Genomic DNA, 25,407 nt, shown 5'->3' with positions numbered 1-25,407 from the left:
CAGGGGAGCCGCGACCCCGGTTCACATGCTGGTCGCCGCCGCGGTGCCCGAGTCTACCCCCGATAACATGGATCGGTGACTCCCGCAGAACTCGCCGAGGTCGTCCTCTCCGCAGCCCATGCCGTCTTCGAAGACCGGGGCCTGGATCGCGCCGCGCTGCCCGCGCAGACCACCGTCGAGCGACCCCGTAACCCTGAGCACGGCGACTACGCCTCGACGCTGGCGCTGCAGCTCAGCAAGAAGGTGGGCGTACCCCCGCGGGAGTTGGCCACCGACCTGGCCGAGCAGCTCGGGCGGGCGCCGGGGATCAAGTCGGTGGAGATCGCCGGCCCGGGCTTCCTGAACATCCGGCTCGACGCGGCCGCCGCCGGCCAGCTCGCCAAGGTCATCGTCGAGGCCGGCCCGGAGTACGGCCGCAGCGACACCCTCGCCGGCCAGAAGATCAACCTGGAGTTCGTCTCGGCGAACCCGACCGGCCCGGTGCACATCGGCGGCGTCCGCTGGGCGGCCGTCGGCGACGCGCTCAGCCGGCTGCTCCGCGCCACCGGCGCCGACGTCGGCACGGAGTACTACTTCAACGACGCCGGTTCCCAGATCGACCGGTTCGCCCGGTCCCTGCTGGCCGCCGCGAAGGGCGAGCCGGCCCCGGAGGACGGCTACGGCGGCGCGTACATCGCGGAGATCGCGACCGAGGTGGTCAAGCGCCGGCCGGAGGTGCTGGAGCTGGACGACGCCGCGGCCCAGGAGGTGTTCCGGGTCGAGGGCGTCCAGCTCATGTTCGAGGAGATCAAGTCGTCGCTGCGCGACTTCGGCGTGGAGTTCGACACCTACTTCAACGAGAAGGACCTGCACGACCGGGGCGAGCTGGAGAAGGCGCTGGTCCGGCTGCGGGAGCAGGGGCACATCTTCGAGGCCGACGGGGCGACCTGGCTGCGTACCACCGACTTCGGCGACGACAAGGACCGGGTGCTGCGCAAGTCCAACGGCGAGTGGACCTACTTCGCCGCCGACTGCGCCTACTACCTCGACAAGCGCGAGCGCGGCTTCGAGCGCGTGGTGATCATGCTGGGCGCCGACCACCACGGCTACATCGGCCGGATGAAGGCGATGGCCGCCTGCTTCGGCGACGACCCGGAGCACAACCTGGAGATCCTCATCGGCCAGCTGGTCAACCTGGTCCGCGACGGCGCTCCGGTGCGGATGAGCAAGCGGGCCGGCACCGTGGTCACCCTGGAGGACCTGGTCGACGCGATCGGCGTGGACGCCTCCCGGTACGCGCTGGCCCGCTACTCCAGCGACTCCCCGATCGACATCGACGTGGAGCTGTGGACCCGGGCCACCCGCGACAACCCGGTCTACTACGTGCAGTACGTCGCCGCCCGGACGGCCAGCGTCGGGCGCAACGCCGCCGAGGTGGGGCTGACCCGGGGCGACGCCGCCGGCTTCCACGCCGAGCTGCTCTCCCACGAGAAGGAGAACGAGCTGCTCAAGGCGCTCGCCGAGTTCCCGGCCGTGGTGTCCTCGGCGGCCGAGCTGCGCGGTCCGCACCTGGTCGCCCGCTACCTGGAGCGGCTGGCCGGGGCGTACCACCGGTTCTACGACAACTGCCGGATCCTGCCGCGCGGCGACGAGGAGGTCACCGACCTGCACCGGGCCCGGCTCTGGCTCAACGACGCGACGCGGGTGGTCATCGCCAACGGCCTGCACCTGCTCGGCGTCTCCGCCCCGGAAAGGATGTAACGAGCACATGCGCGCGCACGAGGCCGGTGCCCTGCACGGCGAGATCGGCCACCGGGGGCCCGCCTGGCTGCGTACCCCGGTCGACGTCAACGCCCTGGTGCCGCAGCTCTGGCCGCGGCACGTGACGCGCGGCGCGGACGGCGCGCTGGCGGTCGCCGGCCTGGACGTCCGTGACCTGGCCGCCGAGTACGGCACCCCGGTGTACGTGCTGGACGAGGACGACCTGCGCTCGCGCTGCCGCGAGTTCCGGGCCGCCTTCCCCGACGCCGACGTCTACTACGCCGGCAAGGCGTTCCTCTGCCGCGCGGTGGTCCGCATGATCGCCGAGGAGGGCCTCTTCCTCGACGTCTGCACCGGCGGTGAGCTGGCCACCGCGCTGTCGGCCGGGATGGAGCCTGCGCGGATCGGCTTCCACGGCAACAACAAGTCGGTGACCGAGCTGACCCGGGCGCTGGACGCCGGGGTGGGCCGGATCATCCTCGACTCGTTCACCGAGATCGACCGGCTGACCGCGCTCGCCCGCGAGCGCGGGGTACGCCCCAAGGTGCTGGTCCGGGTCACCGTCGGCGTGGAGGCGCACACCCACGAGTTCATCGCCACCGCGCACGAGGACCAGAAGTTCGGCTTCTCGCTCGCCGGCGGTGCGGCTGCGGCGGCGGCCTTCAAGATCATCGACGAGGGTGTGCTGGAGCTGCGCGGACTGCACTCGCACATCGGCTCGCAGATCTTCGACGCCAGCGGCTTCGAGGTCTCCGCCCGCCGGGTGCTGAGCCTCCAGGCGCAGATCCGCGACGCCCGCGGGGTGGAGTTGCCCGAGCTGGACCTGGGCGGTGGGTTCGGCATCGCGTACACCACCCAGGACGATCCGGCCGCGCCGCACGAGCTGGCCAAGCGGCTCCGCAAGATCGTCGACGGGGAGTGCGCGGCCGAGAACCTGGCCGTGCCGCACCTGTCCATCGAGCCGGGCCGGGCCATCGTCGGGCCCGCCGTCTTCACCCTCTACGAGGTCGGCACGGTCAAGTCCGTGCCGTTAGGCACTGGTGGCGGCGCAGCCGATGGTCGTGCTTATGTCAGCGTGGACGGCGGGATGAGCGACAACATCCGTACCGCGCTCTACGACGCGTCGTACTCGGCGACGGTGGCCAACCGGGTCTCGACGGCGGAGCCGATGCTCGCCCGCGTGGTGGGAAAGCACTGTGAGTCCGGGGACGTCGTGGTGAAGGATGAATTCCTGCCCGCTGACGTGCAGCCCGGAGATCTTGTCGCGGTGCCCGGCACCGGGGCGTACTGCCGGAGCATGGCCAGCAACTACAACCACGTCCCGCGGCCCCCGGTCGTCGCCGTCCGCGACGGTCGGGCCCGGCTGATCGTCCGCCGGGAGACCGAAGCGGACCTGCTCGCATTGGATGTCGGATGACCTCACCCGTTCGCTTGGCGCTGCTCGGCTGCGGCACGGTCGGCAGCGACGTGGTGCGGCTGCTGCACGAGCAGTCGGCCGACCTCGCCGCCCGGATCGGCGCCCCGTTGGAGATCGCCGGCATCGCCGTACGCCGGCTCGGCCGGGACCGCGGCGACCTGCCGGTCGACCCCGCCCTGTTCACCACCGACCCGCTCGGGCTGGTCAAGCGGGACGACGTGGACGTCGTGGTGGAGGTCGTCGGCGGCATCGAGCCGGCCCGGAGCTGGCTGGTCGAGGCGCTGCGCGCGGGCAAGAGCGTGGTCACCGCCAACAAGGCGCTGCTCGCCGAGGACGGCGCGACGCTGCACGACGCCGCCGCCGAGGGCGGCGCGGACCTCTACTACGAGGCGAGCGTCGCCGGGGCCATCCCGCTGCTGCGCCCGCTGCGCGAGTCGCTGCACGGCGACCGGATCAACCGGGTCACCGGGATCGTCAACGGCACCACCAACTTCATCCTCTCCGCCATGGACGCCACCGGCGCCGGCTTCGCCGAGGCGCTGGAGGAGGCCACCGAGCTGGGGTACGCGGAGGCTGACCCGACGGCCGACGTGGAGGGCTTCGACGCCGCCGCCAAGGCGGCCATCCTCGCCTCGCTGGCGTTCCACACCCGGGTCACCGCGGCGGACGTGCACCGCGAGGGCATCACCGAGGTGACCGCCGCCGACGTGGCCAGCGCCAAGGCGATGGGCTGCACCATCAAGCTGCTCTGCATCGCCGCCCGGGGCGCCGACGCGGAGGGCCGGGAGACGGTCAGCGTGCGGGTGCACCCGGCGATGATCCCGCGGACCCACCCGCTGGCCAGCGTCGGCGACGCGTTCAACGCGGTCTTCGTCGAGGCCGAGGCGGCCGGGCAGCTCATGTTCTACGGCCGGGGCGCGGGCGGCGCGCCGACCGCCAGCGCCGTGCTCGGCGACGTGGTGGCGGTGGCCCGCAACCGCCTGGCCGGGGTGCACGCCGCCAGCGAGTCGGCGTACGCGGACCTGTCGGTGCGGCCGATGGGGGAGGCGCTCACCCGCTACCACATCAGCCTCGACGTGGCCGACCGACCGGGTGTGCTGGAGGCGGTGGCCGGGGTCTTCGCCCGGCACGAGGTCTCCATCGCCACCGTGCGGCAGGGCCCGGCGGGCGGCGGCCCGGCCGGCCGGGGCGAGGACGCCGAGCTGGTCATCGTCACCCACGTGGCGCCGGACGCCGCGCTCGCGGCCACCGTACGGGAGCTGCGCGGGCTGGCGATCGTCCGCTCGGTGACCAGCGTGCTGCGGGTCGAGGGCGAGGCGTAGCCTCCGTCCCGACTGGTGGTTAAGGCGAGGTGTGCCCGTGGCCGGTCCGCGAGGCTGGTCCACGCTGGTTGGAGCCCCGACACCACCGGGGCGGTCGAGGCGAGGAGAGCGACATGTGGCGGGGTCTGATCGAGACGTACCGGGACCGGCTGCCGGTCACCGACGCCACCCCGGTCGTCACCCTGCACGAGGGGAACACGCCGCTGCTGCCGGCGCCGGTGCTCTCCGCCCGGATCGGCGCCGACGTCTGGCTGAAGGTGGAGGGGGCCAACCCCACCGGCTCCTTCAAGGACCGGGGCATGACGGTCGCCGTCTCCACCGCCGTCGAGGCCGGTAACAAGGCGATCATCTGTGCCTCCACCGGCAACACCAGCGCCTCCGCCGCCGCGTACGCGGCACGGGCCGGGATCACCTGCGCGGTGCTGGTGCCGCAGGGCAAGATCGCGCTGGGCAAGCTGGCCCAGGCGCTGGTGCACGGGGCCAAGCTGCTCCAGGTGCAGGGCAACTTCGACGACTGCCTGGGGCTGGCCGGCAAGCTCGCCCAGGACTACCCGGTCGCCCTGGTCAACTCGGTCAACATCGACCGGCTGCACGGCCAGAAGACCGCCGCCTTCGAGATCGTCGAGGCGCTCGGCGACGCCCCCGAAATCCACTGCCTGCCGGTCGGCAACGCCGGCAACATCTCCGCCTACTGGATGGGCTACTGCGAGGACCTGTCGGCCGGCAACGCCACGAAGGCCCCGCGGATGTACGGCTTCCAGGCGGCCGGCGCGGCCCCCATCGTCACCGGCCAGGTGGTGTCGGAGCCGTCGACCATCGCCACCGCGATCCGGATCGGCAACCCGGCGAGCTGGACCAAGGCCGTCGACGCCCGGGACGCCTCGGACGGCCTGATCTCGGCGGTCTCCGACCGGGAGATCCTGTCGGCGTACCGGCTGCTGGCCCGCGAGGTGGGTGTGTTCGTCGAGCTGGGCAGCGCGGCCAGCGTGGCCGGTCTGCTCCAGCAGGCCGCCGCCGGTCGGGTGCCGGCTGGGTCGACGGTGGTCTGCACGGTCACCGGCCACGGCCTCAAGGACCCGGAGTGGGCCATCTCCACCGCCCCCGCCCCGGTGACCATCGCCAACGACCCCCTGGCCGCCGCCCGCTCCCTCGACCTCGCCTGAGGTTCCTCCCCCTCCTCGGCCTGCTGAGTTGATCAACAGGTTCGCGTCCCGGTCACGCCGTTTCCGGACCGAAAATTCTTGATCAACCAGGTGGTGGTCAGGGGGTGGGTGGGTGCGGGGTGGGCGGAGCGCGTGGGGCAGACTTTGTGGACCAATCCCACCCCCTTCCAGGAGTGAGCCACGCCGATGTCGCTGCTCGCCAGATTCAGCCTTGCCAACCGGGGACTGGTCCTCCTCATCGCGCTGGTGACCACGGCGTTCGGGGCGTACGCCGTGCCGTCGCTGAAGCAGCAGCTCCTGCCGTCGCTGGAGTTTCCCGCCGCGTTCATCGTGGCGACCTACCCGGGCGCCGCGCCGGAGATCGTCGAGTCCCAGGTCACCGAGCCCATCGAGAACAGCCTCCAGGGCATTCCGGGGCTGGAGAAGGTCACCTCCACCTCTCGTGAGGGCGCCACCACCGTCCAGGTGAGCTACGCGTTCGGCACAAATCTGGACGACGTGGTCAACAAGATGCAGACCGCGCTGAACCGCATCGGCGGGCAGCTCCCCGAGGGGGTGGACCCGCAGGTCATCGCCGGTAGCACCGACGACCTGCCCGTCGTGGTGGTCGCCGCGACCGGCGGCGACGACGAGCAGGCCCTGGCGGAGAAGCTGCGCCGCACCGTCGTACCCGAGCTGGAGGGCCTGGACGGGGTCCGCACGGTCGCGGTGACCGGCACCCGCGACCAGGTCGTGCTGATCACCCCCGACCCGGCGAAGCTGGCCGCGGCCCGGCTGGCCCCCACGGCGATCGGCCAGGCGCTCAGGACCAACGGCGTCGCGGTGCCGGCCGGCGCGGTGGCCGACGGCGACCGGTCGCTCCCGGTGCAGGTCGGCACCCCGATCCGGGACATGGACGAGCTGCGCGGCATCGTGCTCACCACCGCCCCCGCCGCGCCGGTACGCCTCGGCGACGTGGCCCAGGTGGAGCAGCAGCTCGCCCCGGCCACCGGGTTCACCCGGACCAACGGCAAGCCCAGCCTGGGCATCGCGGTCACCGCCACCCCGGACGGCAACGCGGTTCGCATCTCCCACGACATCCGGGACCGTCTCGACGACCTGAAGGCCAGCGCCGGCGCCGACCTTACCGTGGTCTTCGACCAGGCCCCGTTCGTCGAGCGGTCCATCGAGAGCCTCACCACCGAGGGGCTGCTCGGTCTGCTGATGGCGGTCGTGGTGATCCTGGTCTTCCTGCTCTCGATCCGCTCCACCGTGGTCACCGCGGTCTCCATCCCACTCTCGGTGCTGGTCGCGCTGATCGTGCTCTGGGCCGAGGGCCACTCGCTCAACCTGCTCACCCTCGGCGCGCTGACCATCGCCGTCGGCCGGGTCGTCGACGACTCCATCGTGGTGCTGGAGAACATCAAGCGGCACCTGGAGTACGGCGAGCCGAAGCGGGACGCCATCCTCGGCGCGGTCCGCGAGGTGGCCGGCGCGGTCACCGCCTCGACGCTCACCACGGTCGCCGTCTTCGCGCCGATCGCGCTGGTGGGTGGCTTCGTCGGGCAGCTCTTCGCGCCGTTCGCGATCACCGTGACGGTGGCCCTGCTCGCCTCGCTGCTGGTGTCGCTGACCGTGATCCCGGTGCTCGCGTACTGGTTCCTGAAGCCGCCCGGCGGCACCGCCGCGGACCAGGCCGGCGTCCGGCGCGCCGCCGAGGAGAAGGAGCTGCGCAGCCGGTTGCAGCGGGCGTACCTGCCGGCGATCGGTTTCGCCACCCGCTCCCGGGGCACCCGCTGGGCCACCGTGGGGCTGGGCCTGCTGGTGCTGGTCGGCACGTTCGGCCTGGCCCAGAAGCTGGAGACCAACTTCCTGGACGACTCCGGCCGGGACACCCTGAGCATCCGCCAGGAGCTGCCGGCGGGCACCGGGCTGGCCGGCACCGACCACGCCGCCGCCCGGGTCGAGGAGGTGCTCCGGCGTACCCCGGGGGTGAAGACCTACCAGGTCACGGCCGGCGGCGGCAACACGCCGTGGGCGGGCGTCGGCGCCGGCAACACCGCCTCCTTCTCGGTCGCGCTCGCCAAGGACACCGACGCCGCGACGGTCCGGCGGAGCCTGCGTACGGAGTTCGACGCCCTCGGCCCCGAGGTGGGCGAGCTGAGCTTCGGCGCCGGGCAGAACGGCGGCTCCGGCAACCAGCTCGAAGTGGTCGTGCAGGCGGCCGACCAGGACACGCTGAACCGGGCCGCCGAGGCCGTCCGGGGCGCGGTGGCCGATACGCCGGGCGTCGAGGACGTCGCCACCAGCCTCGCCACCCGCGTGCCCCGGGTCGAGGTGACCGTGGACCGGGTCGCCGCGGCCCGGGCCGGGCTCACCGAGGCGGCCGTCGGGCAGCTCGTCGCGCAGGCGTACCGGGGTGCCCCGCTGGGGCAGGTCACCCTGGACGGCACCCCGCAGAACGTGGTGCTCAGCACCGGGGCCCGTCCCCCGCTGAGCGTGGACGAGCTACGGGCGATGCCGGTGGGCCCGGTCAAGCTGGACGACATCGCCGACGTCAACCAGGTCGATGGCCCGCAGCAGGTGACCCGGATCGACGGCGAGCGCAGCGTCTCGGTCACCGGTACGGTCACCGGCTCCAACCTCGGCGCGACCACCAAGGAGCTGCAGAAGCGGCTGGACGCGCTGGATGTGCCGGGCGCGACGGTCACCGTCGGCGGCGTCAGCGCCGACCAGCAGGACGCCTTCGCCGACCTGCTGCTGGCCGTGCTGGCCGCGATCGCGATCGTCTTCCTGATCATGGTCGCCACGTTCCGCAGCCTGACCCAGGCGCTGATCCTGCTGGTCTCCGTCCCGTTCGCGGCCACCGGCGCGATCGTGCTGCTGCTGGCCACCGGGACGCCGCTGGGCGTGCCGGCGCTGATCGGCGTGCTCATGCTGGTCGGCATCGTGGTGACGAACGCGATCGTGCTGCTCGACCTGATCAACCAGTACCGGGCGCAGGGGATGAGCGTCACCGACGCGGTGGTCGAGGGCGGCCGGCGGCGGCTGCGGCCGATCCTGATGACCGCGGTCGCCACCGTGTTCGCCCTGCTGCCGATGGCGTTCGGGCTCACCGGTGAGGGCGGCTTCATCTCCCGGCCCCTGGCGATCGTGGTGATCGGCGGTCTGATCAGCTCGACGCTGCTGACGCTGATCCTGGTGCCGACCCTCTACACGATGGTGGAGCGCGCCAAGGACGCGCTGCGCGAGCGCCGGGGCACGCCGGAACCGGTGGCACCCGCGACCCCGGCCCCGGTCCTGACCCCGGTCCCGGTGACCGTCGGCGGCGGCGAATCTCCGGCCGAGGTCGCCGTGCCTCCCGCCGTGCCGTCGGTCCGGCCGACCCCGTCGGGCGCGCTCCTCGACGGTACGGACCAGTTCGAGGTGCTGCGCCTGCCGAAGAGCCGCCAGTCTCCGCTGCCGCCCACCGACTGAGCCGGCCCCGCCGGGCGGCCCGCGTCGCCCGGCATCAGGCAACAGGTGCCCGGCTTCGCGCCGCAGGTGCCCGGAAGGAGTGGTCATCCCGTTCGGGTGGCCACTCTTTCCGTTGCGGCGGGCATTGCCGCAGGAGCCGGCAGGGCCGGAGCGTCGGCGGGGGAGGGTGCGCCGGCGGCGGGGCGGGGGCGCGAGGAGACCGTTCGTGTTGGCTTGGAGCGGTACCGTGAGCGGGTCGGCACCTGTTACGGGTGTCGGGGCACCCCGTTCGCGGGGTGGCCGGGCGGCGTGGGAGCGGGGCCATGGCGGACGGCATGAGGCGGTGGAACCGGCGGACGGTGCTGCGCCGGGCCGCCCTGCTGGCCGGGGGCGTCGCGCTGGGCGCCGCCGGCACCGCGCAGACCACCTGGATCACCGACCGTCGGCTCCCGATCGCCGGCGGGCCGGCCAGCGCCACCCTGGGCAGCCGTTACCAGGACGTGGGCGCCGGCATGATCGAGGCCGTCTGGGGCGTACACACCACCGAACGCCTGCTCGCGCTCACCTTCGACGACGGTCCGCTGCCACAGTGGACCCCGATGGTGCTGGACACCCTGGAGCGGTACGACGTACCGGCCACCTTCTTCATGGTCGGCCTCCGGGCGCGGGAGAACGCCGCGCTCGTCCGCGGCCGGCTGGGCCGGCACGAGGTGGGCAACCACAGCTGGGCGCACCACGACCTGGCCCGGATGGACGCCCACACCGCGTACGACGACCTGCGGCGCAGCCACGACGCGATCACCGCGGCCACCGGCGTGGCACCCCGCCTGCTCCGCCCGCCGTGGGGGCACCTGGGTGGTGCGGTGCTGCACGCCGCGGCCCAACTCGACTACCGACTGGTGCTCTGGACCCTGCAGATGGTCGAGGGCGAGTTCCCGCGCGATCCGGTCGGCCACGCCCGGCGGATCGTCGCCGACGTCCAGCCCGGCACCGTCCTGCTCGGCCACGACGTCGGCACCGAGCAACGCCTCGTCGCGCTCCGCGGCCTGCCGGACATGATCAATGGGCTGCGGGACCGCGGCTACACCTTCGTGACCGTCTCCGAACTGCTCCGCCGCGCCGCCGTCGGGTGACCGGCCCGATAGGGTTCCGGCGTGTCACCCACTGTCTCGGTCGTCGTCCGCAACCGCGATTTCCGCAATCTCTTCTTCGCCGAGCTGGTGGTGTTCGGCTCGGACTGGTTCGTCATGGTGCCGCTGCTGGTGCTCCTGCCGGAGCTGACCGGCAGCGGGGTGTGGGGCGCGCTGGTCCTCGCCGTGGACACCGGCACGACGGCGCTGCTGCTGCCGTACACCGGGACCGTCGCGGACCGGTTCGACCGGCGGAAGGTCATGATCGCGGCGAACCTGGCCGCGCTGGCCGGCGTCCTGCTGTTGCTCGGGGTGCGGAGCGCCGGCACGGCGTGGCTCGCCCTGGTCGCCATCGCGGCCGTGGCGGTGGCGAAGGCGTTCTACTCGCCGGCGGCCCAGGCCGCCCTGCCCAACGTGCTCGATCCGGCGGACCTGGCCGCGGGCAACGCCGTCGCCGGCTCGGCCTGGGGCACGATGACCGTCGTCGGCGCGTCGCTCGGCGGCATGCTCAGCGCCGCCGCCGGCCCGTACGTCAGCTTCTGGGTGGCGGCGGGCGGCCTGGCCGTGGCCGCCGGCGTGGCCACCCGGATCCGCCGGCCGTTGCAGGCGCCCCGCGACCCGGGGCTGGCGCACCCGCGCACCTGGCCGGCGATCCACGAGGCGCTGCGCTACATCGCGCACCGGCCGCGGGTGCTGGCGCTGGTCACCGTGAAGTCGGCGGTCGGCCTCGGCAACGGTGTGCTCACCGTCTTCCCGCTGCTCGCCGCGGTGTACGGGGTCGGCTCGGTCGGCACCGGCCTGCTCTTCGCCTTCCGGGGCGCGGGTGCCCTGGTCGGGCCGATCCTGATGCGGCGGGTGCTTACCAACCGGGCCTGGCTGCTCAGCGGCCTGGCCCTGTCCATGTCCCTCTACGGCGTGGCCTACGTCGGGGCGTCGTTGGTCGGCTGGTTCCCGCTGGTGCTGGTGCTGGTCCTCCTGGCCCACCTCGGCGGCGGCAGCAACTGGGTGCTGTCCAACTACGCCCTCCAGGGCGAGGTGCCGGACCGGCTGCGGGGCCGGGTGTTCGCCACCGACATGATGCTGGCGACGCTGGCCATCTCGGCCAGCCAGTTGGTGGTGGCGCTGGTGGTGGACCAGGTGAGCGAGCGGACGGTGCTGGCCGGCTGCGGCCTGGTCACGGTGGTCTACGCGCTGGGCTGGCGGCTCGCCACCCGACGGCTCTCGCTCACCGAGCCGGCGGCGGAGCCGGAGCCCACCCGTACGCCCTGACCGGCCCCGCCGTTCCCACGCACCGGGCGGACCGGCGCGCTGTCGGTGCCGGGTCCTAGCATGAGCCGGTGCCGATGAATTTCGCCTCCGGCCCGGTGCGGGTGCGGGTGCCCGCGACCAGCGCGAACCTGGGCCCGGGTTTCGACGCGCTCGGATTGGCCCTGGGGCTGTACGACGACGTGGCGGCCGAGGTGACCACCGGAGGCGTACGGGTGACGGTGACCGGTGAGGGCGCCGGGGAGCTGCCGGCGGACGACCGGCACCTCGTGGTGACATCCATGCGCGCCGCCTTCGACGTGCTCGGCGCGCAGCCGTCCGGGCTGTCGCTGACGTGCGTCAACCGGATTCCGCAGGCGCGGGGCCTCGGCTCGTCCTCGGCGGCGATCGTCGCCGGGGTGCTGCTGGCCCGTGCGTTGGTCGATGACGGCGCGGCCCGGCTGGCCGACGACGCCGCGCTCCGGCTGGCCGCCGAGATCGAGGGTCACCCGGACAATGTCGCCCCCTGCCTGCTCGGCGGGTTCACGGTCGCCTGGACGGAGCAGGCCGGGGCCCGGGCGGTCTCGCTGGCCGTCGCGGAGGGCGTGCGCCCCACCGTCTTCGTGCCCGGCGAGCGGGGCCTGACCGCCGCCGCCCGGGCCGCCCTGCCCGCCGCCGTGCCGCACGGCGACGCGGCGCTGACCGCCGGTCGGGCGGCGCTGCTGGTGCACGCGTTGACCGCCGATCCGGCGCTGCTGCTGCCGGCCACCGTCGACCGGCTGCACCAGGACTACCGGGCCGAGGGGATGCCGGGCACGGCCGTCCTGGTGGGTGCGCTGCGTGCGGCCGGTGTGGCGGCTGTGGTCAGTGGGGCGGGGCCCACCGTGCTGGCGTTGACCGAGGTCCCCGCGGGATTTGCCGCGGGAACAGATTGGCAGTGCTGGGAGTTACCGATAGATGTCAGCGGCGCCCGGGTTGCCCGGGGTAGACTTGGACACGCCGAGCGGGACCCTGTTGCCGCAGGTCGGAAGAGTTGATTACGCTCTAGACTCAGCACAGCCGCGAAGCATGCGATCTTCCTGCGGGGCGGCGCACCCCCGAAGCTCTCGGCGGTCAGCCCGTCACCCCTGCCAAAGGCCCACGCCGCACCGCAGTTTCCACAGGTCGCCGCAGACGGCGAGACCTGCTCACCGATGTTGGTGAGTCGGGAAACCGACCGGCTGCTGTGTCACAGACTCCCGCGACGCGTCCATGCGAGGCGGGTGCACCGAGGCCGCCCGGCCACCTGGTTTCGACTCCGGGCAGTCCCGGCCTATCGAGGGAAGGAATCCATTGAGCGACACCACCGACGTGACGTCGGATGTTTCCAACGTCGCTGGCGATGCCACCGCCGCCGCCCCCACGCGTCGTCGGCGCAGCGGTACCGGCCTGTCGGCGATGCTGCTGCCGGAGCTCCAGAGCCTGGCCGCGTCGCTCGGCATCTCTGGCACGGCTCGCATGCGTAAGGGCGAGCTGATCAGCGCGATCGCCGAGCGGCAGGGCGGCGCCGCCGCCGGGACCCCTCGACCACGTGCCGAGGTCGCGGCGGCGGCCGCGCCCGCCCGGGAAGAGGTGCACGCCGAGGTACGCGAGGAGCGGGCCGAGACCGAGCGCCGGCCGGCCGAGCCGGCACCGGTCGCCGAGCCGACCGAGGGGCGTACCCGCAGCCGGCGTGGCCGGGCCGCCGCGGCGACTGCGGCGACCGAGGCCCGGCCGGCCGAGGCGCGCACCGAGGAGGCCGCCGCCGAGACCGGCGAGCGGGCCGAGCGCGGCGAGAGCCGGACCCGGGAGCGGGCCGAGCGCGGCGACCGTGCCGAGCGCGGCGAGCGGGCCGAGCGGGGCGAGCGGGCCGAGCGGGGCGAGCGGGCCGAGCGGGGCGAGCGGGCCGAGCGCGGCGACCGTGCAGAGCGCGGCGACCGTGCAGAGCGCGGCGAGCGTGCCGAGCGGGCCGAGCGCAACGAGCGCGGTGAGCGGACCGAGCGCGGTGAGCGGACCGAGCGCGGTGAGCGGGCCGAGCGCGGTGAGCGGGCGGAGCGCAACGAGCGCAACGACCGTGGTCAGCGCGCCGAGCGTGACCACGACGCGGACGACGACGGCGAGGGCGGCGGCCGGCGCGGCCGGCGCAGCCGGTTCCGGGACCGCCGGCGTGGCCGTGGCGAGCGGGCCGAGGGCGAGGGCGGCGGCCGCGAGCCGCAGGTCGGCGAGGACGACGTGCTCGTCCCGGTCGCCGGCATCATCGACGTGCTCGACAACTACGCCTTCGTCCGGACCACCGGCTACCTGGCCGGCCCGAACGACGTGTACGTCTCGATGTCCCAGATCAAGAAGTACGGCCTGCGCCGCGGCGACGCGATCACCGGTGCCGTACGGGCTGCCCGCGAGGGCGAGCAGCGGCGCGACAAGTACAACCCGCTGGTCCGGCTGGACACCATCAACGGGATGGAGCCGGAGGAGGCGCGGCGTCGGCCGGAGTTCTACAAGCTCACCCCGCTGTACCCGCAGGAGCGGCTGCGGCTGGAGACCGAGCCGCACATCCTGACCACCCGGGTCATCGATCTGGTGATGCCGATCGGCAAGGGTCAGCGGGCGTTGATCGTCTCGCCGCCGAAGGCGGGTAAGACGATGGTGTTGCAGGCGATCGCGAACGCGATCACCCGTAACAATCCGGAGTGCCACCTGATGGTGGTGCTGGTCGACGAGCGGCCGGAAGAGGTCACCGACATGCAGCGGTCGGTGAAGGGCGAGGTCATCGCGGCCACGTTCGACCGTCCGCCGCAGGACCACACCACGGTGGCGGAGTTGGCGATCGAGCGGGCGAAGCGTCTGGTCGAGCTGGGGCATGACGTGGTCGTGCTGCTCGACTCGGTGACCCGGCTCGGTCGGTCGTACAACCTGGCGGCGCCGGCCAGCGGCCGGATCATGTCGGGTGGTATCGACTCCACCGCGCTCTACCCGCCGAAGCGCTTCCTGGGCGCGGCGCGGAACATCGAGAACGGCGGCTCGCTGACCATCCTCGCCACCGCGCTGGTGGAGACCGGGTCCATGGCGGACACGGTCATCTTCGAGGAGTTCAAGGGCACCGGCAACGCCGAGCTGAAGCTGGACCGGAAGATCGCCGACAAGCGGGTCTTCCCGGCGATCGACATCAACCCCTCCGGTACGCGCAAGGAGGAGGTCCTGCTCGCGCCGGAGGAGTTGGCCATCGTCCACAAGCTCCGGAAGGTGCTGCACTCGCTGGACTCGCAGGCGGCGCTCGACCTCCTGCTGGACCGGCTCAAGCAGTCCCGCACCAACATCGAGTTCCTGATGCAGATCGCGAAGTCCACGCCGGGCGAGTGACCCGGTAGGAGGCGACAAGACGAGGGGCGCGGCCTTCGGGTCGTGCCCCTCGTCGCACGTCAGAAGTCGCCTTCGGCGACCTGGAAGACGGTCAGGCCGAGCGAGCGCCACATCCGGACCACCTGCTGCCGGTCGTCGAAGACGCCGACCACCCGGTACCGGTCCCGGATCTCCCGTTCGTAGATCTCCTGCTTGACCACGGCGTCCTTGCGGTGGTCGCCGATCGCCCGCAGGTGCAGCGCCAGGTACGGCACCTTGACGTGCCGGTCCAGCCAGGCCACCGTGTCGGCCCGGGCCGAGGCGTCCCGCCCCGAGCAGAAGACCACCCCGTGTCCGGCCGCGTGCATCGCCCGGACCGCCGCGATCACCGCCTCGTTCGGCATGTCCTCCCCGACCCGGGTCATGTCGTACGGGCTGCGGGACACGTTCAGCGCGACCGTCCCGTCGATGTCGACCAGCACGATGTCCGGCCGCTCGGTCCGCGCCTCGTGGACCCGGGCCGGGCCGCCGGTGCGTACGGTCGGGATCGGCAGCGGCAGCGGGCGGTTGGCCAGGTAACGCTCGTGCAGCCGGCGGATCGCGGCCTCGCCGACCCGGTCCACCTCCGACCGCGCGGCGTCCCGGCGCAGGCACTCCTCCAGCGGCACGTCGGTGAAGTCGTGCACCTCGAACGCGGCGCCGAACCGCTCGGCCAGTTCCGCCCAGTCGCGCAGGGTGCGAGAGCGCAGGTTGGTGTCGTCCACGCAGACGCTCACCCGGGCCGCCAGCAGCGCCGTCACCTGCGCCCGTTGGACCCGGGTGACCTGCCCCTCGGCCCACTGGGTGAAGAGCCGCTCGCCGTGCATCATCCGGCGCAGGTCGTCCCGGTTGACCCGGACCACGCCGGGCTGGAGGCGACGGGCGAAGGTGGTCTTGCCGGAGGCGGGCAGCCCACGGGTCGCGATCAGGCGGAACATCCCACTCACCCCCGTTCCGTCCGGTCCCGGTCCGCGCCGGGGCTCACCGTACGCGGGGGGAATGCCCGCACACCCGGTGGGAATGCGCGAGGAGGGCCGTGCGTTGCGCCTGCCGGACCCGCTGTGCGGCCCGCTCGCCGGGCCGGCGTACGCCCATGGCACACTGGTCAATCGGCCACCGGTTCCGGTTCACGCCCGAGCCCGTCGCGGACGACGGGGCACCCGACGGCGACCCGGCGACCACCGACGAAAGGACCGAGGCGACATGAAGCCCAACATCCACCCGGAGTACGTGACCACCGAGGTCCGCTGCTCCTGCGGTAACTCCTTCACCACCCGCAGCACCGCCAAGGGCGGTCAGATCAGCGTCGAGACCTGCAGCGCCTGCCACCCGTTCTACACCGGCAAGCAGCGCGTCCTCGACACCGCCGGTCGGGTCGCGAAGTTCCAGCAGAAGTACGCCAAGGTTCAGGCCAAGAAGGCCAAGTAGCTGCTCCGACGACGCCCGTGTCCGGCTTCGCGCCGGGCGCGGGCGTTCGTCCGTTTCCGCCCGTTTGTTTCCCGCGTGGTTGTTCCCGCCCACCGCCCGGTCCCCGCCGTCGCCGAAGGAGCATCAGCAGCATGAGCAGTGAGCGCCTGACCGCCCTCCTCGACGAGTACGCCGAGCTGGAGAAGCGGCTGGCCGACCCGGCCATCCACGCCGACCAGGGCACCGCGCGCCGGGTCGGCCGGCGCTACGCGGAACTGGTCCCACTGCACAAGGCCGCCGGCGAGCTGGAGCAGGCCCGGGCCGACCTGGCCGCCGCCCGCGAACTGGCCGCCGAGGATCCGGCCTTCGCCGGCGAGGCGGAGACGATCGCCGCGTCCCTGCCGGCGCTGGAGGAGAGGCTCGCGGAACTGCTGATCCCGCGCGACCCGCACGACGCCAAGGACGTCATCGTCGAGATCAAGGCGGGCGAGGGCGGCGAGGAGTCCGCGCTCTTCGCCGGTGACCTGCTCCGGATGTACACCCGGTACGCCGAGCGGCACGGCTGGGTCACCGAGGTGATCGACTCGCAGGACTCCGACCTCGGCGGGGTCAAGGACGTCTCCCTGGCGATCAAGACCAAGGGCGTGCCGGAGGGCGGCAACGGGGTCTGGTCCCGGCTCAAGTGGGAGGGCGGCGTGCACCGGGTGCAGCGCGTCCCGGTCACCGAGTCGCAGGGCCGGATCCACACCAGCGCGGCCGGTGTGCTGGTGCTGCCGGAGGCCGAGGACGTCGACGTCACCATCGACCCGAACGACCTGCGGATCGACGTGTTCCGCTCGTCCGGGCCCGGTGGGCAGTCGGTCAACACCACCGACTCGGCGGTCCGGATCACCCACGTGCCCACCGGGATCGTGGTCTCCTGCCAGAACGAGAAGTCGCAGCTCCAGAACCGGGAGCAGGCCATGCGGATCCTGCGCGCCCGGCTGCTCGCCGCGGCCCAGGAGCAGGCCGACGCCGCCGCCTCGGACGCCCGCAAGGCGCAGGTGCGCACCGTGGACCGGTCGGAGCGGATCCGCACGTACAACTTCCCGCAGAACCGGATCACCGACCACCGGATCGGCTACACGGCGTACAACCTGGACCTGGCCCTGGCCGGTGAGCTGGACGGCGTGCTGGCTGCCCTCACCGAGGCCGACCGGGCCGCCCGCCTCGCCGGTGAGACGGAACTGTCCCGCCGCTGACCCGCACCGGGCCGCGGCAAGGCGCGGTCAGGACGCGCGGAGGCCCTCCTTGGCGCGCAGCATCTCCCGGTCGGCGAGTTCGAACGCGGTGCCCAGCGCCTCCCGGATGCTCACCCCGGAGCCGCCGGCGACCTCGGCGAAGCCGATGCTCACCCCGACCGGGGTGCCGGGGACCAGCGTCTCCCAGTCCTCGGTGCGTACGGCGGCCTGGATCCGGCGGGCCACGTCGTTCGCCTCGGGCATGCCCGTCTCGGGCAGCACCACCACGAACTCGTCACCGCCGTAGCGGGCCACGAAGTCGCCCCGGCGCATCACCCGGTTGATCACCCCGGCGATCCGTTGCAGCACCAGGTCGCCGGAGTGGTGGCCGTGCCGGGTGTTCACCGCCTTGAAGCCGTCCAGGTCGCAGACGCCGATCACCACCCGCTCGCCCCGGGCCACCACCGCCCCGATGTAGCGCTCCAGCCGGCGCCGGTTGGGCAGCCCGGTCAGCGGGTCGGTGAGCGCCTCGCCCTCGTACCGGGCGGCCTCACGGCGCATCTCCTCGTGGTCGATCCGGGCGGCGATGCCGTCGATGTACACGTCCCGCAGCCGGTCGCTGCGCTGCGCCGCCAGCCGGAACGCGTGCCGGTCGGCCCGGTGCGCGCCGGCGTGGTCCCCGGCCCGGGCCAGCGCGATGCTGCGGAGCCGGGGCGGCTCGGCCGCGCCCAGCGTCTCGTTCGAGACCCGGGTGGTGTCCAGCCGGGCCACCGCCTCGATCGGCCGGCCGTCGGCGACGGCCAGGCAGACCTGGCCGAGTTCGCGCAGGTCACGGGCGCGAGCGCTGTCCCCGCCGTGGCCGAGCAGCCGGGCGGGATCGGCGTCGCCGTCGGATTCCACCCGGTCGCCGAGCGCGGCCCGCCGGGCGGCGGCGTAGCCGTACGCGGCGAGGCTGCTCGGCCGGATGCTGCTGGCCCGCCCCAGCCGGAGGAAACGGTTGAAGTCGCCGGCCACGTCGCGCAGCACCCGCAGGCAGCCGTCGCTGTCGCCGTGGTGGTCGAGGGCGACCGCGTTGCGCAGCCGGATGCCGGGCGCGGCGAACGTCTCCTCCGGGATGCCGGCGGTGAGGCCCACCTGGCGGGCGCGTTCGATCGCGCCGAGCGCGTGCCCGTGGAAGCTGAGGTACGAGTAGGCCATCGCCAGGTCGTGCCAGCCCCACGCGGTGTCCCGGTCCGGGTCGTCGTCGGCGGTCAGCGCCCGGGCCGCCTTGACCAGGTGGGTGACGCAGCGGTCCAGCGCCCCCTGGTGGTGCGCGGCCAGGGCCGCCAGGGCGTTGAGGTGCCCGTGCAGGTACGGCTCGGCCAGGTCCCGGACGGCGGCGGACGCCTCCTCGATGGCGCGGGTGAACTCGGCCGTCCGGCCGAGGTTGATCAGCGCGGAGAGGCGCTGGACCAGCGCGTCGGCCCGCGCGTACGGGTCGGCGGTGGTGCGGATCACACGGTCGAGGAGGGTGCAGGCCTCCGCCGAGCGGCTCACCTCCTGCAACGCCCGGGCGCGTCGGAGGGCGTCAACCTGGTCGTCGACCCGGTCGAGCCAGCCCACTCGGACCTCCCTGTCATTGTGGGTCGGGGCGCACCCGCTCGTGCGGCGGCCCGCGACGCTTCATGATTATGTCGTGACCTCTCTCCCGCAACACCCGTCCAAAGGGACAGAACGCGAGCGGCCCTCGCCGGCGGTCGTCCGGGCGGCCCGGGCCCTGGCGGCGGCCGGGATCGAGGCGCCCCGCGCGGAGGCCGAGCAGCTCGTCGCGTACGTGCTGGACGTGCCGCGCGGCCGGCTGGCGCTGGCGGACGGCCTCACCCCGGAGCAGCGTGACCGGCTCGACGCGCTGGTGGCTCGGCGGGTGGCCCGGGAACCCCTCCAGCACCTCACCGGTTCGGCCGGATTCCGGCACCTGGAGCTGGCGGTCGGCCCGGGGGTGTTCGTACCCCGTCCGGAGACCGAGCTGCTCGCCGGCTGGGGCGTCGAGCAGGGGCGCCGGCTCGGCTCCCCGCTGGTGGTGGACCTGTGCTCCGGCTCCGGCGCGATCGCCCTGGCGGTGGCCCAGGAGCTGCCCGGGGCCCGGGTGGTGGCGGTGGAGCGGTCCCCGGCGGCGCTGGCCTGGCTGCGGCGCAACGCCGCCGACCGGGCCGCCGCGGGGGACACCCGGGTCGAGGTGGTGGTCGCCGACGTCACGGATCCGCGGCTGCTCGCCGACCTGGTCGGCCGGGTCGACGTGCTGCTCTGCAATCCGCCGTACGTGCCGCGGTCGGTGGTGGTGCCGCCCGAGGTGGCCGGGTACGACCCGGACGAGGCGGTCTTCGGTGGCACGGACGGGCTGGACGTGATCCGGCCGGTGGTCGCCCGGGCGGCCGAGCTGCTCCGGCCCGGCGGCGTGCTCGGCGTCGAGCACGACGACACCCACGGGACGGCGGTGCCCGCGCTGCTCGCCGGCGACGGTCGGTACGAGCGGGTCGAGGAGCATCGCGACCTGCTCGGGCGGGCCCGGTTCGCCACCGCGTCCCGCCGGTCGGACGGCCGCCACGCCGAGCCCGGCCCGGCGTGGCAGACTGGCTCCTCGTGATGCTCTACGACTGTCGGTCGCCCGCCGACCGGGACCGCGGCATCGCCGCTGCCATCGAGGCGGTCAAGAACGGGGAACTCGTCGTCATGCCGACCGACACGGTCTACGGCATCGGCGCCGACGCCTTCACCCCGTACGCGGTGAAGGCCCTCGCGGACGCCAAGGGTTCCCGGCAGGCGTCCCCGGTGTTGATCGGGTCCCGGCACACCCTCGACGGCCTGGTCTTCTCGCTGCCCCGGGCGGCCCGCGACCTGGTCGAGGCGTTCTGGCCGGGCGCGCTGACCATCGTGGTGGAGCACTCGCCGAGCCTCGCCTGGGACCTGGGCGACTCCAGCGGCACGGTGGCGGTGCGGATGCCGCTGCACCCGGTGGCGCTGGAGGTGCTGCGGGAGACCGGCCCGATGGCGGTGGCCTCGGCCAACAAGCTCGGGCAGCCGGCCGCGCTCACCGCCGAGGAGGCCCGCGAGCAGCTCGGCTACGGCGTCCGCGCCTACCTGGAGGCGGGCCCGGCGGTGGATCCGGTGCCCAGCACGGTCGTCGACCTGACCGGCGACGTGCCCCGGGTGCTGCGTCAGGGCGCCGTGTCGCTGGTGAAGCTGCGCGACGTGGTGCCGGACATCCTCGACGAGCAGGGGGTCTGAGTGCCGCCGTTCACCGTCCTGCACGTCTGCATGGGCAACATCTGCCGGTCGCCGATGGCCGAGCGGCTGCTGGTGCTCGCCGTCGAGGAGCGGCTGCGGCGCCTCGGTGTCGACCCGGCCGGCGCCGACGAGCTGGTGCACAGCCACAGCGCCGGCACCGGCGGCTGGCACGCCGGCGAGGAGATGAATCCGCCGGCCGCGCGGCAGGTGACCTCGCGCGGCGGTGCGGTGGCGGGCTTCGCCGCCCGCAAGCTCCGCTCCGACCTCATCGACGCCGCCGATCTGGTCCTCACCGCCACCGCCGACCAGCAGGAGTACGTGGTGGCGCTGCGGCCGGACGCCGCCGCCCGCACGTTCGTGCTCGGCGAGTTCGGCCGGCTGCTGGGCGGGGTGGAGCGGTCCGGGCTGCCCCCGGTCGAGGCCACCCCGGCGGCGGTGTACGCCCGGGGCGTGGCCCTGGTGGCCGCGGTGGACGCGGCCCGGCAGGGTGCCGCCACGCTGCCCACCGACGATCTCGACGATCCGTGGGGCCGGGGCGACCAGTGCTTCACCCGGGTGGCCGACGAGATCGAGGAGACCGTGCACCCGCTGGCTGCCGCGCTGCTGTCCTGAGTCCCGGGACCGCTCGCGCGTAGGGAGTTCTGTCCAGCTTCATCCTTCCTCGCGAAATTCCTGCGTGTTTTGCGGAAGATGGCCGCTTAACCGCCGATTCCGGCCATTCTGAATGGGTCTCGTACAGCCGGCTCCTGCGGGGAGAGCTGATGAACCGGGCCCATCTCGACAAGCTGTTCACCGTCCTGCTCGCCGGCGTGCTCGCCGGGCTGACCCTGGCCGCGGCCGCACTGCCCGCCGCGCTGGTGTTCGGGCTGGGCTTCAAGGGGCTGATGCCCTACGCCCAACTACCGGAGTCGCTGCTCGCGCCGCAGCCGGCCCAGCGCTCCAACCTCTACGCCAACGACGGCCGCACCCTGATCACCTCGTTCTACGTCGAGGACCGGGTGGACGTGCCGGTCGGCGAGGTGGCGCCGGTGATGCGGCAGGCCATCGTGGCCGCCGAGGACGTCCGCTTCTACCAGCACCACGGCGTCGACGTACGCGGGGTGGTGCGGGCCTTCACCGTCAACCGGCGCGACGGCGGCACCCGGCAGGGCGCCTCCACGCTGACCATGCAGTACGTGCGCAACGCGCTGGCCAGCGATCCCCGGCTGTCCGCGGAGCAGCGGGCCAAGGCGACCGAGATCACCGCGGGTCGCAAGATCCGGGAGATGCGGTACGCGCTGGCCCTGGAACGCGAGCTGAGCAAGGACGAGATCCTCAGTCGCTACCTGAACATCGCGTACTTCGGCGCCGGGGCGTACGGCATCGCCGCGGCCAGCAAGCGCTACTTCTCGACCACCCCGGCGAAGCTGACCCTGGCCCAGGCGGCCCTGCTGGCCGGGCTGGTCCGCTCGCCCGACAGCGACGACCCGATCAACGGGAACGCCGATGCGGCCCTGACCCGCCGGGCGTACGTGCTGGACCGGCTGGTGGAGACCGCGCAGGTCAACCCCGTCGACGGCGACCGGGCCAAGGCCACGAAGCTGGACCTGAAGCCCAGCTCCACGCCGAACGACTGCGCCGCCGTGCCGGCCGAGCACAACGACTGGGGCTTCTTCTGCGACTGGTTCACCCAGTGGTGGAACGCCCAGCCCGCCTTCGGGAACTCGCCCGAGGAGCGGCAGCGGACGCTGCGCCGGGGCGGCTGGTCGATCGTCTCGTCGCTCGATCCGGACGTGCAGCGCAAGACCAACGAGCAGGTGCTGAGCATCTACGCCGCCACCAACAAGCGGGCCGCCCCGACCGCGGTGGTGCAGCCCGGCACCGGCCGGGTGCTGGCCATGGCGGTGAACCGCAACTACAGCGTCGCCCCGAACCCGGACGGGCAGGAGAACTACCCGAACACCGTCAACCAGCTCATCGCCGGGGGCGGCGGGATCGTCGGCTACCAGGCCGGCTCGACCTTCAAGCTCTTCACCATGCTGGCCGGGCTGGAGTCCGGGCTGCCGCTGGACACCGAGTACGACGCCCCGTCCGTCTTCGTCAGCGACTATCCGACCGGCTCGGGTCCGGCCAGCTGCGGCGGCCGGTGGTGCCCGTCCAACGCCAACCCGGACTGGATGGACGGCACCCGGACCATGTGGAGCGCGTTCGGCCGCTCGGTGAACACCTACTTCGCCTGGTTGAGCCAGCAGGTGGGAACGGACCGGGTGGTGGAGATGGCCGAGCGGCTGGGCATCGTGCTGCGCGCGCCGGACGACGCCCGGCTGGCCCGCGAGGGGGCGCGGAGCTGGGGCCCGTTCACCCTCGGCGTCGTCGCCACCACCCCGCTCGACCTGGCCGGGGCGTACGCGACGGTGGCCGCCGAGGGGACCTGGTGCCGGCCCACCCCGGTTACCTCCATCGCCGACTCCTCAGGCCGCAAGTACGCCGCCGGCAAGACGGACTGCCGGCAGGTGCTCGACACCGACGTGGCCCGCGCGGCGGCGGACGCGTCCCGCTGCCCGGTCGGCGACCAGTCGATGTACCGGCGCTGCGACGGCGGCACCGCCGAGGAACTGGAGCGCACCCTCCGTCGCCCGCTGGGCGGCAAGACCGGCAGCTCGGACCGGAACGCGACGGAGACGGTGGTCGCCTTCACCCCGCAGCTCGCCGTGGCCACGATCGCCGCCAACCCGGACGATCCCCAGGACGCCGTCGGTGGCGGCGTGCAGACCCGGCAGATCGCCGCCGTGGGCACCCTGATGGAGTACGTACTGCGCGATCAGCCGGTGCGGGACTTCGTCCCGCCCAGCCAGGCCGTCGCCTTCCAGCGCAGCGGCCCCCGCACCGGCAACTGACGCCGGTGTGGAGGCATCGCACGGCTTCCGGTGCGCGGCTCCGTAGACTCCTTCGCTGTGGAGAACGCGAGGGAAGCCTTTTGGGGGCCGGACTTCCAGCAGCTCAGCGCCGTAGATCCGGAGATCGCCGGGGTGGTGCTGGGAGAGTTGGCGCGGCTGCGCGGCGGGTTGCAGCTGATCGCCAGCGAGAACCTGACCTCCCCGGCCGTGCTGGCCGCGCTCGGCTCCACGCTGACAAACAAGTACGCCGAGGGCTACCCGGGCCGGCGGTACTACGGCGGCTGCGCCGAGGTGGACCGGGCCGAGGAGATCGGCGTCGCCCGGGCGAAGGAGCTGTTCGGCGCCGAACACGCGAACCTCCAGCCGCACTCGGGCGCCAGCGCCAACCTGGCCGCGTACGCCGCCCTGGTGCAGCCGGGGGACACCGTGCTGGCGATGGACCTGCCGCACGGCGGCCACCTCACCCACGGCAGCCGGGTGAACTTCTCCGGCAAGTGGTTCCACGCGGTCGGCTACCGGGTCCGGCCCGACACGGAACTGATCGACTACGACGAGGTACGCGACCTGGCCCGGGCGCACCGGCCCAAGATGATCATCTGTGGCGCGACGGCGTACCCGCGACTGATCGACTTCGCCCGGTTCCGGGAGATCGCCGACGAGGTCGACGCGTACCTGACGGTGGACGCGGCGCACTTCATCGGGCTGGTCGCCGGCGGGGCGATCCCGTCCCCCGTGCCGTACGCCGACGTGGTCTGCGCCACCACCCACAAGGTGCTGCGCGGCCCGCGCGGCGGCATGATCCTCTGTCGGGAGGCGCTGGCCGCCCGGATCGACAAGGCGGTCTTCCCGTTCACCCAGGGCGGCCCCCTGATGCACGCCGTCGCGGCCAAGGCGGTCGCGCTGCGCGAGGCCGCCCAGCCCGAGTTCCGCGCGTACGCTGCCCAGGTGATCAGCAACGCCCAGGCGCTCGCCGAAGCGCTGGCCGCCGAGGGCATGCGGCCGGTCTCCGGTGGCACCGACACCCACCTGGCCCTGATCGACCTGCGCGCGCTCGGGGTGACCGGGGCGGACGCGGAGGCGCGCTGCGACGCCGCGCGCGTCACGCTCAACAAGAACGCGATCCCGTACGACCCGGAGAAGCCGATGGTCGCCTCCGGCCTGCGGGTGGGCACCCCCAGCGTCACCACCCAGGGCATGCGGGAGGGCGAGATGCGCGCGATCGCCACACTGATCGCCCGGGCGGTCCGTACCGATCCGGCGGCCTCCGGGGGCACCGACGAGCTGACCCGGATCGCCGCCGACGTGACCGAGCTGGTCACCGCCTTCCCGGCGTACCCCCGTGGCTGAGCCCGGGACGCGCGCGGCGGAGGCGGCCGCGGACCGTGGCTGGCGGCTGCGCCACCTGCCGGTGCTGCTGATCGCGTCGGTGGTGCTGGCCGCGGCGGCGGCGGTGGTCGGCGGTACGACCCGGGGCGCGGACGGCGCGCTCGGCGCGGCGCTCGGGGTCGCGGTCACCGCGCTGAGCTACACGCTCACCACGGTCGTGCTGGCCTGGGCCGACGCCCGCGACCCGCAGCTGGTGCTGCCCTTCGGGGTCGGCGTCTACGTCGCCAAGATGACCATGCTCGGGGCGGTGATGGCGCTGGTGGCCTCGACCGGCTGGCCAGGGCTGATCCCGCTCTGCCTGGGCATCGCGGCGGGCGTGGCGGTCTGGACCGGGGTGCACATCTGGTGGCTGACCACCGTCCACGCCCGACGCGCCCGGCGCTGACCGCCCGGCTTCGCCGGGTGC

Annotated in this window: 19 protein-coding genes; 17 read left to right on the top strand and 2 right to left on the bottom strand. The window is 73.4% G+C overall.

Features of this window, described 5'->3' with window-relative positions; translation table 11 throughout:
• Positions 1 to 75 precede the first annotated feature (75 nt).
• The 9 genes from argS (at position 76) to rho (ending at position 14,830) form a co-directional block, all read left to right on the top strand.
• Entirely contained in the window at positions 76 to 1,740 is a 1,665-nt protein-coding gene (argS, locus tag GA0070621_RS18560) for an arginine--tRNA ligase (RefSeq protein ID WP_091197561.1), read from the top strand.
• 7 nt (positions 1,741 to 1,747) lie between these two features.
• Positions 1,748 to 3,157: a diaminopimelate decarboxylase gene (gene lysA / locus GA0070621_RS18555; RefSeq protein ID WP_091197558.1), complete on the top strand. Its 1,410-nt coding sequence runs from the start codon at positions 1,748 to 1,750 to the stop codon at positions 3,155 to 3,157.
• Positions 3,154 to 4,479, top strand: coding sequence for a homoserine dehydrogenase (locus GA0070621_RS18550; protein ID WP_091197556.1), 1,326 nt, complete (start codon positions 3,154 to 3,156; stop codon positions 4,477 to 4,479). Before lysA ends, GA0070621_RS18550 begins: the two co-directional genes overlap by 4 nt.
• Before the next feature lie 113 nt (positions 4,480 to 4,592).
• Entirely contained in the window at positions 4,593 to 5,642 is a 1,050-nt protein-coding gene (thrC, locus tag GA0070621_RS18545; RefSeq protein WP_091197553.1) for a threonine synthase, read from the top strand.
• Between the two features lie 186 nt (positions 5,643 to 5,828).
• Entirely contained in the window at positions 5,829 to 9,098 is a 3,270-nt protein-coding gene (locus tag GA0070621_RS18540; RefSeq protein ID WP_091197550.1) for an efflux RND transporter permease subunit, read from the top strand.
• Positions 9,099 to 9,400: 302 nt separating this feature from the next.
• Positions 9,401 to 10,210, top strand: a complete 810-nt coding sequence (locus tag GA0070621_RS18535) for a polysaccharide deacetylase family protein (protein WP_091197548.1) — start codon at positions 9,401 to 9,403, stop codon at positions 10,208 to 10,210.
• Positions 10,211 to 10,231: 21 nt separating this feature from the next.
• Positions 10,232 to 11,476 carry an MFS transporter gene (locus GA0070621_RS18530; protein ID WP_091197545.1) on the top strand — a complete coding sequence of 415 codons (1,245 nt, stop codon included), beginning with the start codon at positions 10,232 to 10,234 and terminating at the stop codon, positions 11,474 to 11,476.
• A gap of 74 nt (positions 11,477 to 11,550) precedes the next feature.
• Positions 11,551 to 12,489, top strand: a complete 939-nt coding sequence (gene thrB, locus GA0070621_RS18525) for a homoserine kinase (RefSeq protein ID WP_091197543.1) — start codon at positions 11,551 to 11,553, stop codon at positions 12,487 to 12,489.
• 295 nt (positions 12,490 to 12,784) lie between these two features.
• Entirely contained in the window at positions 12,785 to 14,830 is a 2,046-nt protein-coding gene (gene rho / locus GA0070621_RS18520; protein ID WP_091197540.1) for a transcription termination factor Rho, read from the top strand.
• A 59-nt stretch (positions 14,831 to 14,889) separates the two neighbouring features.
• Here rho and GA0070621_RS18515 read toward each other — a convergent pair whose 3' ends face one another.
• A complete protein-coding gene (locus GA0070621_RS18515; protein ID WP_091197538.1) occupies positions 14,890 to 15,786 on the bottom strand; it encodes a phosphatase domain-containing protein in 897 nt (298 codons plus the stop codon).
• Between the two features lie 265 nt (positions 15,787 to 16,051).
• Here GA0070621_RS18515 and rpmE point away from each other — a divergent pair, with 265 nt between their 5' ends.
• Both rpmE and prfA read left to right on the top strand, forming a co-directional pair.
• Positions 16,052 to 16,276 carry a 50S ribosomal protein L31 gene (gene rpmE, locus GA0070621_RS30515; protein ID WP_091197536.1) on the top strand — a complete coding sequence of 75 codons (225 nt, stop codon included), beginning with the start codon at positions 16,052 to 16,054 and terminating at the stop codon, positions 16,274 to 16,276.
• A gap of 131 nt (positions 16,277 to 16,407) precedes the next feature.
• Positions 16,408 to 17,496: a peptide chain release factor 1 gene (gene prfA / locus GA0070621_RS18505; protein WP_091197534.1), complete on the top strand. Its 1,089-nt coding sequence runs from the start codon at positions 16,408 to 16,410 to the stop codon at positions 17,494 to 17,496.
• A gap of 27 nt (positions 17,497 to 17,523) precedes the next feature.
• Here prfA and GA0070621_RS18500 read toward each other — a convergent pair whose 3' ends face one another.
• Complete coding sequence (locus GA0070621_RS18500) at positions 17,524 to 19,077, bottom strand: GGDEF domain-containing protein (protein WP_091197531.1); 1,554 nt, start codon at positions 19,075 to 19,077, stop codon at positions 17,524 to 17,526.
• A gap of 73 nt (positions 19,078 to 19,150) precedes the next feature.
• On the opposite strand from GA0070621_RS18500, the gene prmC reads away from it, so the two are divergent.
• The 6 genes from prmC (at position 19,151) to GA0070621_RS18470 (ending at position 25,386) form a co-directional block, all read left to right on the top strand.
• Positions 19,151 to 20,098 carry a peptide chain release factor N(5)-glutamine methyltransferase gene (gene prmC, locus GA0070621_RS18495; protein ID WP_091197528.1) on the top strand — a complete coding sequence of 316 codons (948 nt, stop codon included), beginning with the start codon at positions 19,151 to 19,153 and terminating at the stop codon, positions 20,096 to 20,098.
• Entirely contained in the window at positions 20,098 to 20,739 is a 642-nt protein-coding gene (locus tag GA0070621_RS18490; RefSeq protein WP_091197526.1) for an L-threonylcarbamoyladenylate synthase, read from the top strand. Before prmC ends, GA0070621_RS18490 begins: the two co-directional genes overlap by 1 nt.
• A complete protein-coding gene (locus GA0070621_RS18485) occupies positions 20,740 to 21,351 on the top strand; it encodes an arsenate reductase/protein-tyrosine-phosphatase family protein (protein WP_091197523.1) in 612 nt (203 codons plus the stop codon).
• 149 nt (positions 21,352 to 21,500) lie between these two features.
• Positions 21,501 to 23,615: a transglycosylase domain-containing protein gene (locus tag GA0070621_RS18480; protein WP_091197520.1), complete on the top strand. Its 2,115-nt coding sequence runs from the start codon at positions 21,501 to 21,503 to the stop codon at positions 23,613 to 23,615.
• Positions 23,616 to 23,672: 57 nt separating this feature from the next.
• A complete protein-coding gene (locus GA0070621_RS18475) occupies positions 23,673 to 24,962 on the top strand; it encodes a serine hydroxymethyltransferase (RefSeq protein WP_167667043.1) in 1,290 nt (429 codons plus the stop codon).
• Positions 24,955 to 25,386 carry a hypothetical protein gene (locus tag GA0070621_RS18470; RefSeq protein ID WP_091197514.1) on the top strand — a complete coding sequence of 144 codons (432 nt, stop codon included), beginning with the start codon at positions 24,955 to 24,957 and terminating at the stop codon, positions 25,384 to 25,386. The genes GA0070621_RS18475 and GA0070621_RS18470 overlap by 8 nt, the downstream gene beginning before the upstream one ends.
• Positions 25,387 to 25,407 lie beyond the last annotated feature (21 nt).

It is taken from the genome of Micromonospora narathiwatensis, from assembly GCF_900089605.1.
GTDB lineage: Bacteria > Actinomycetota > Actinomycetes > Mycobacteriales > Micromonosporaceae > Micromonospora > Micromonospora narathiwatensis.
Note: the sequence above shows the minus strand (reverse complement) of the source record. Positions and strands in the feature narration are given on the sequence as shown.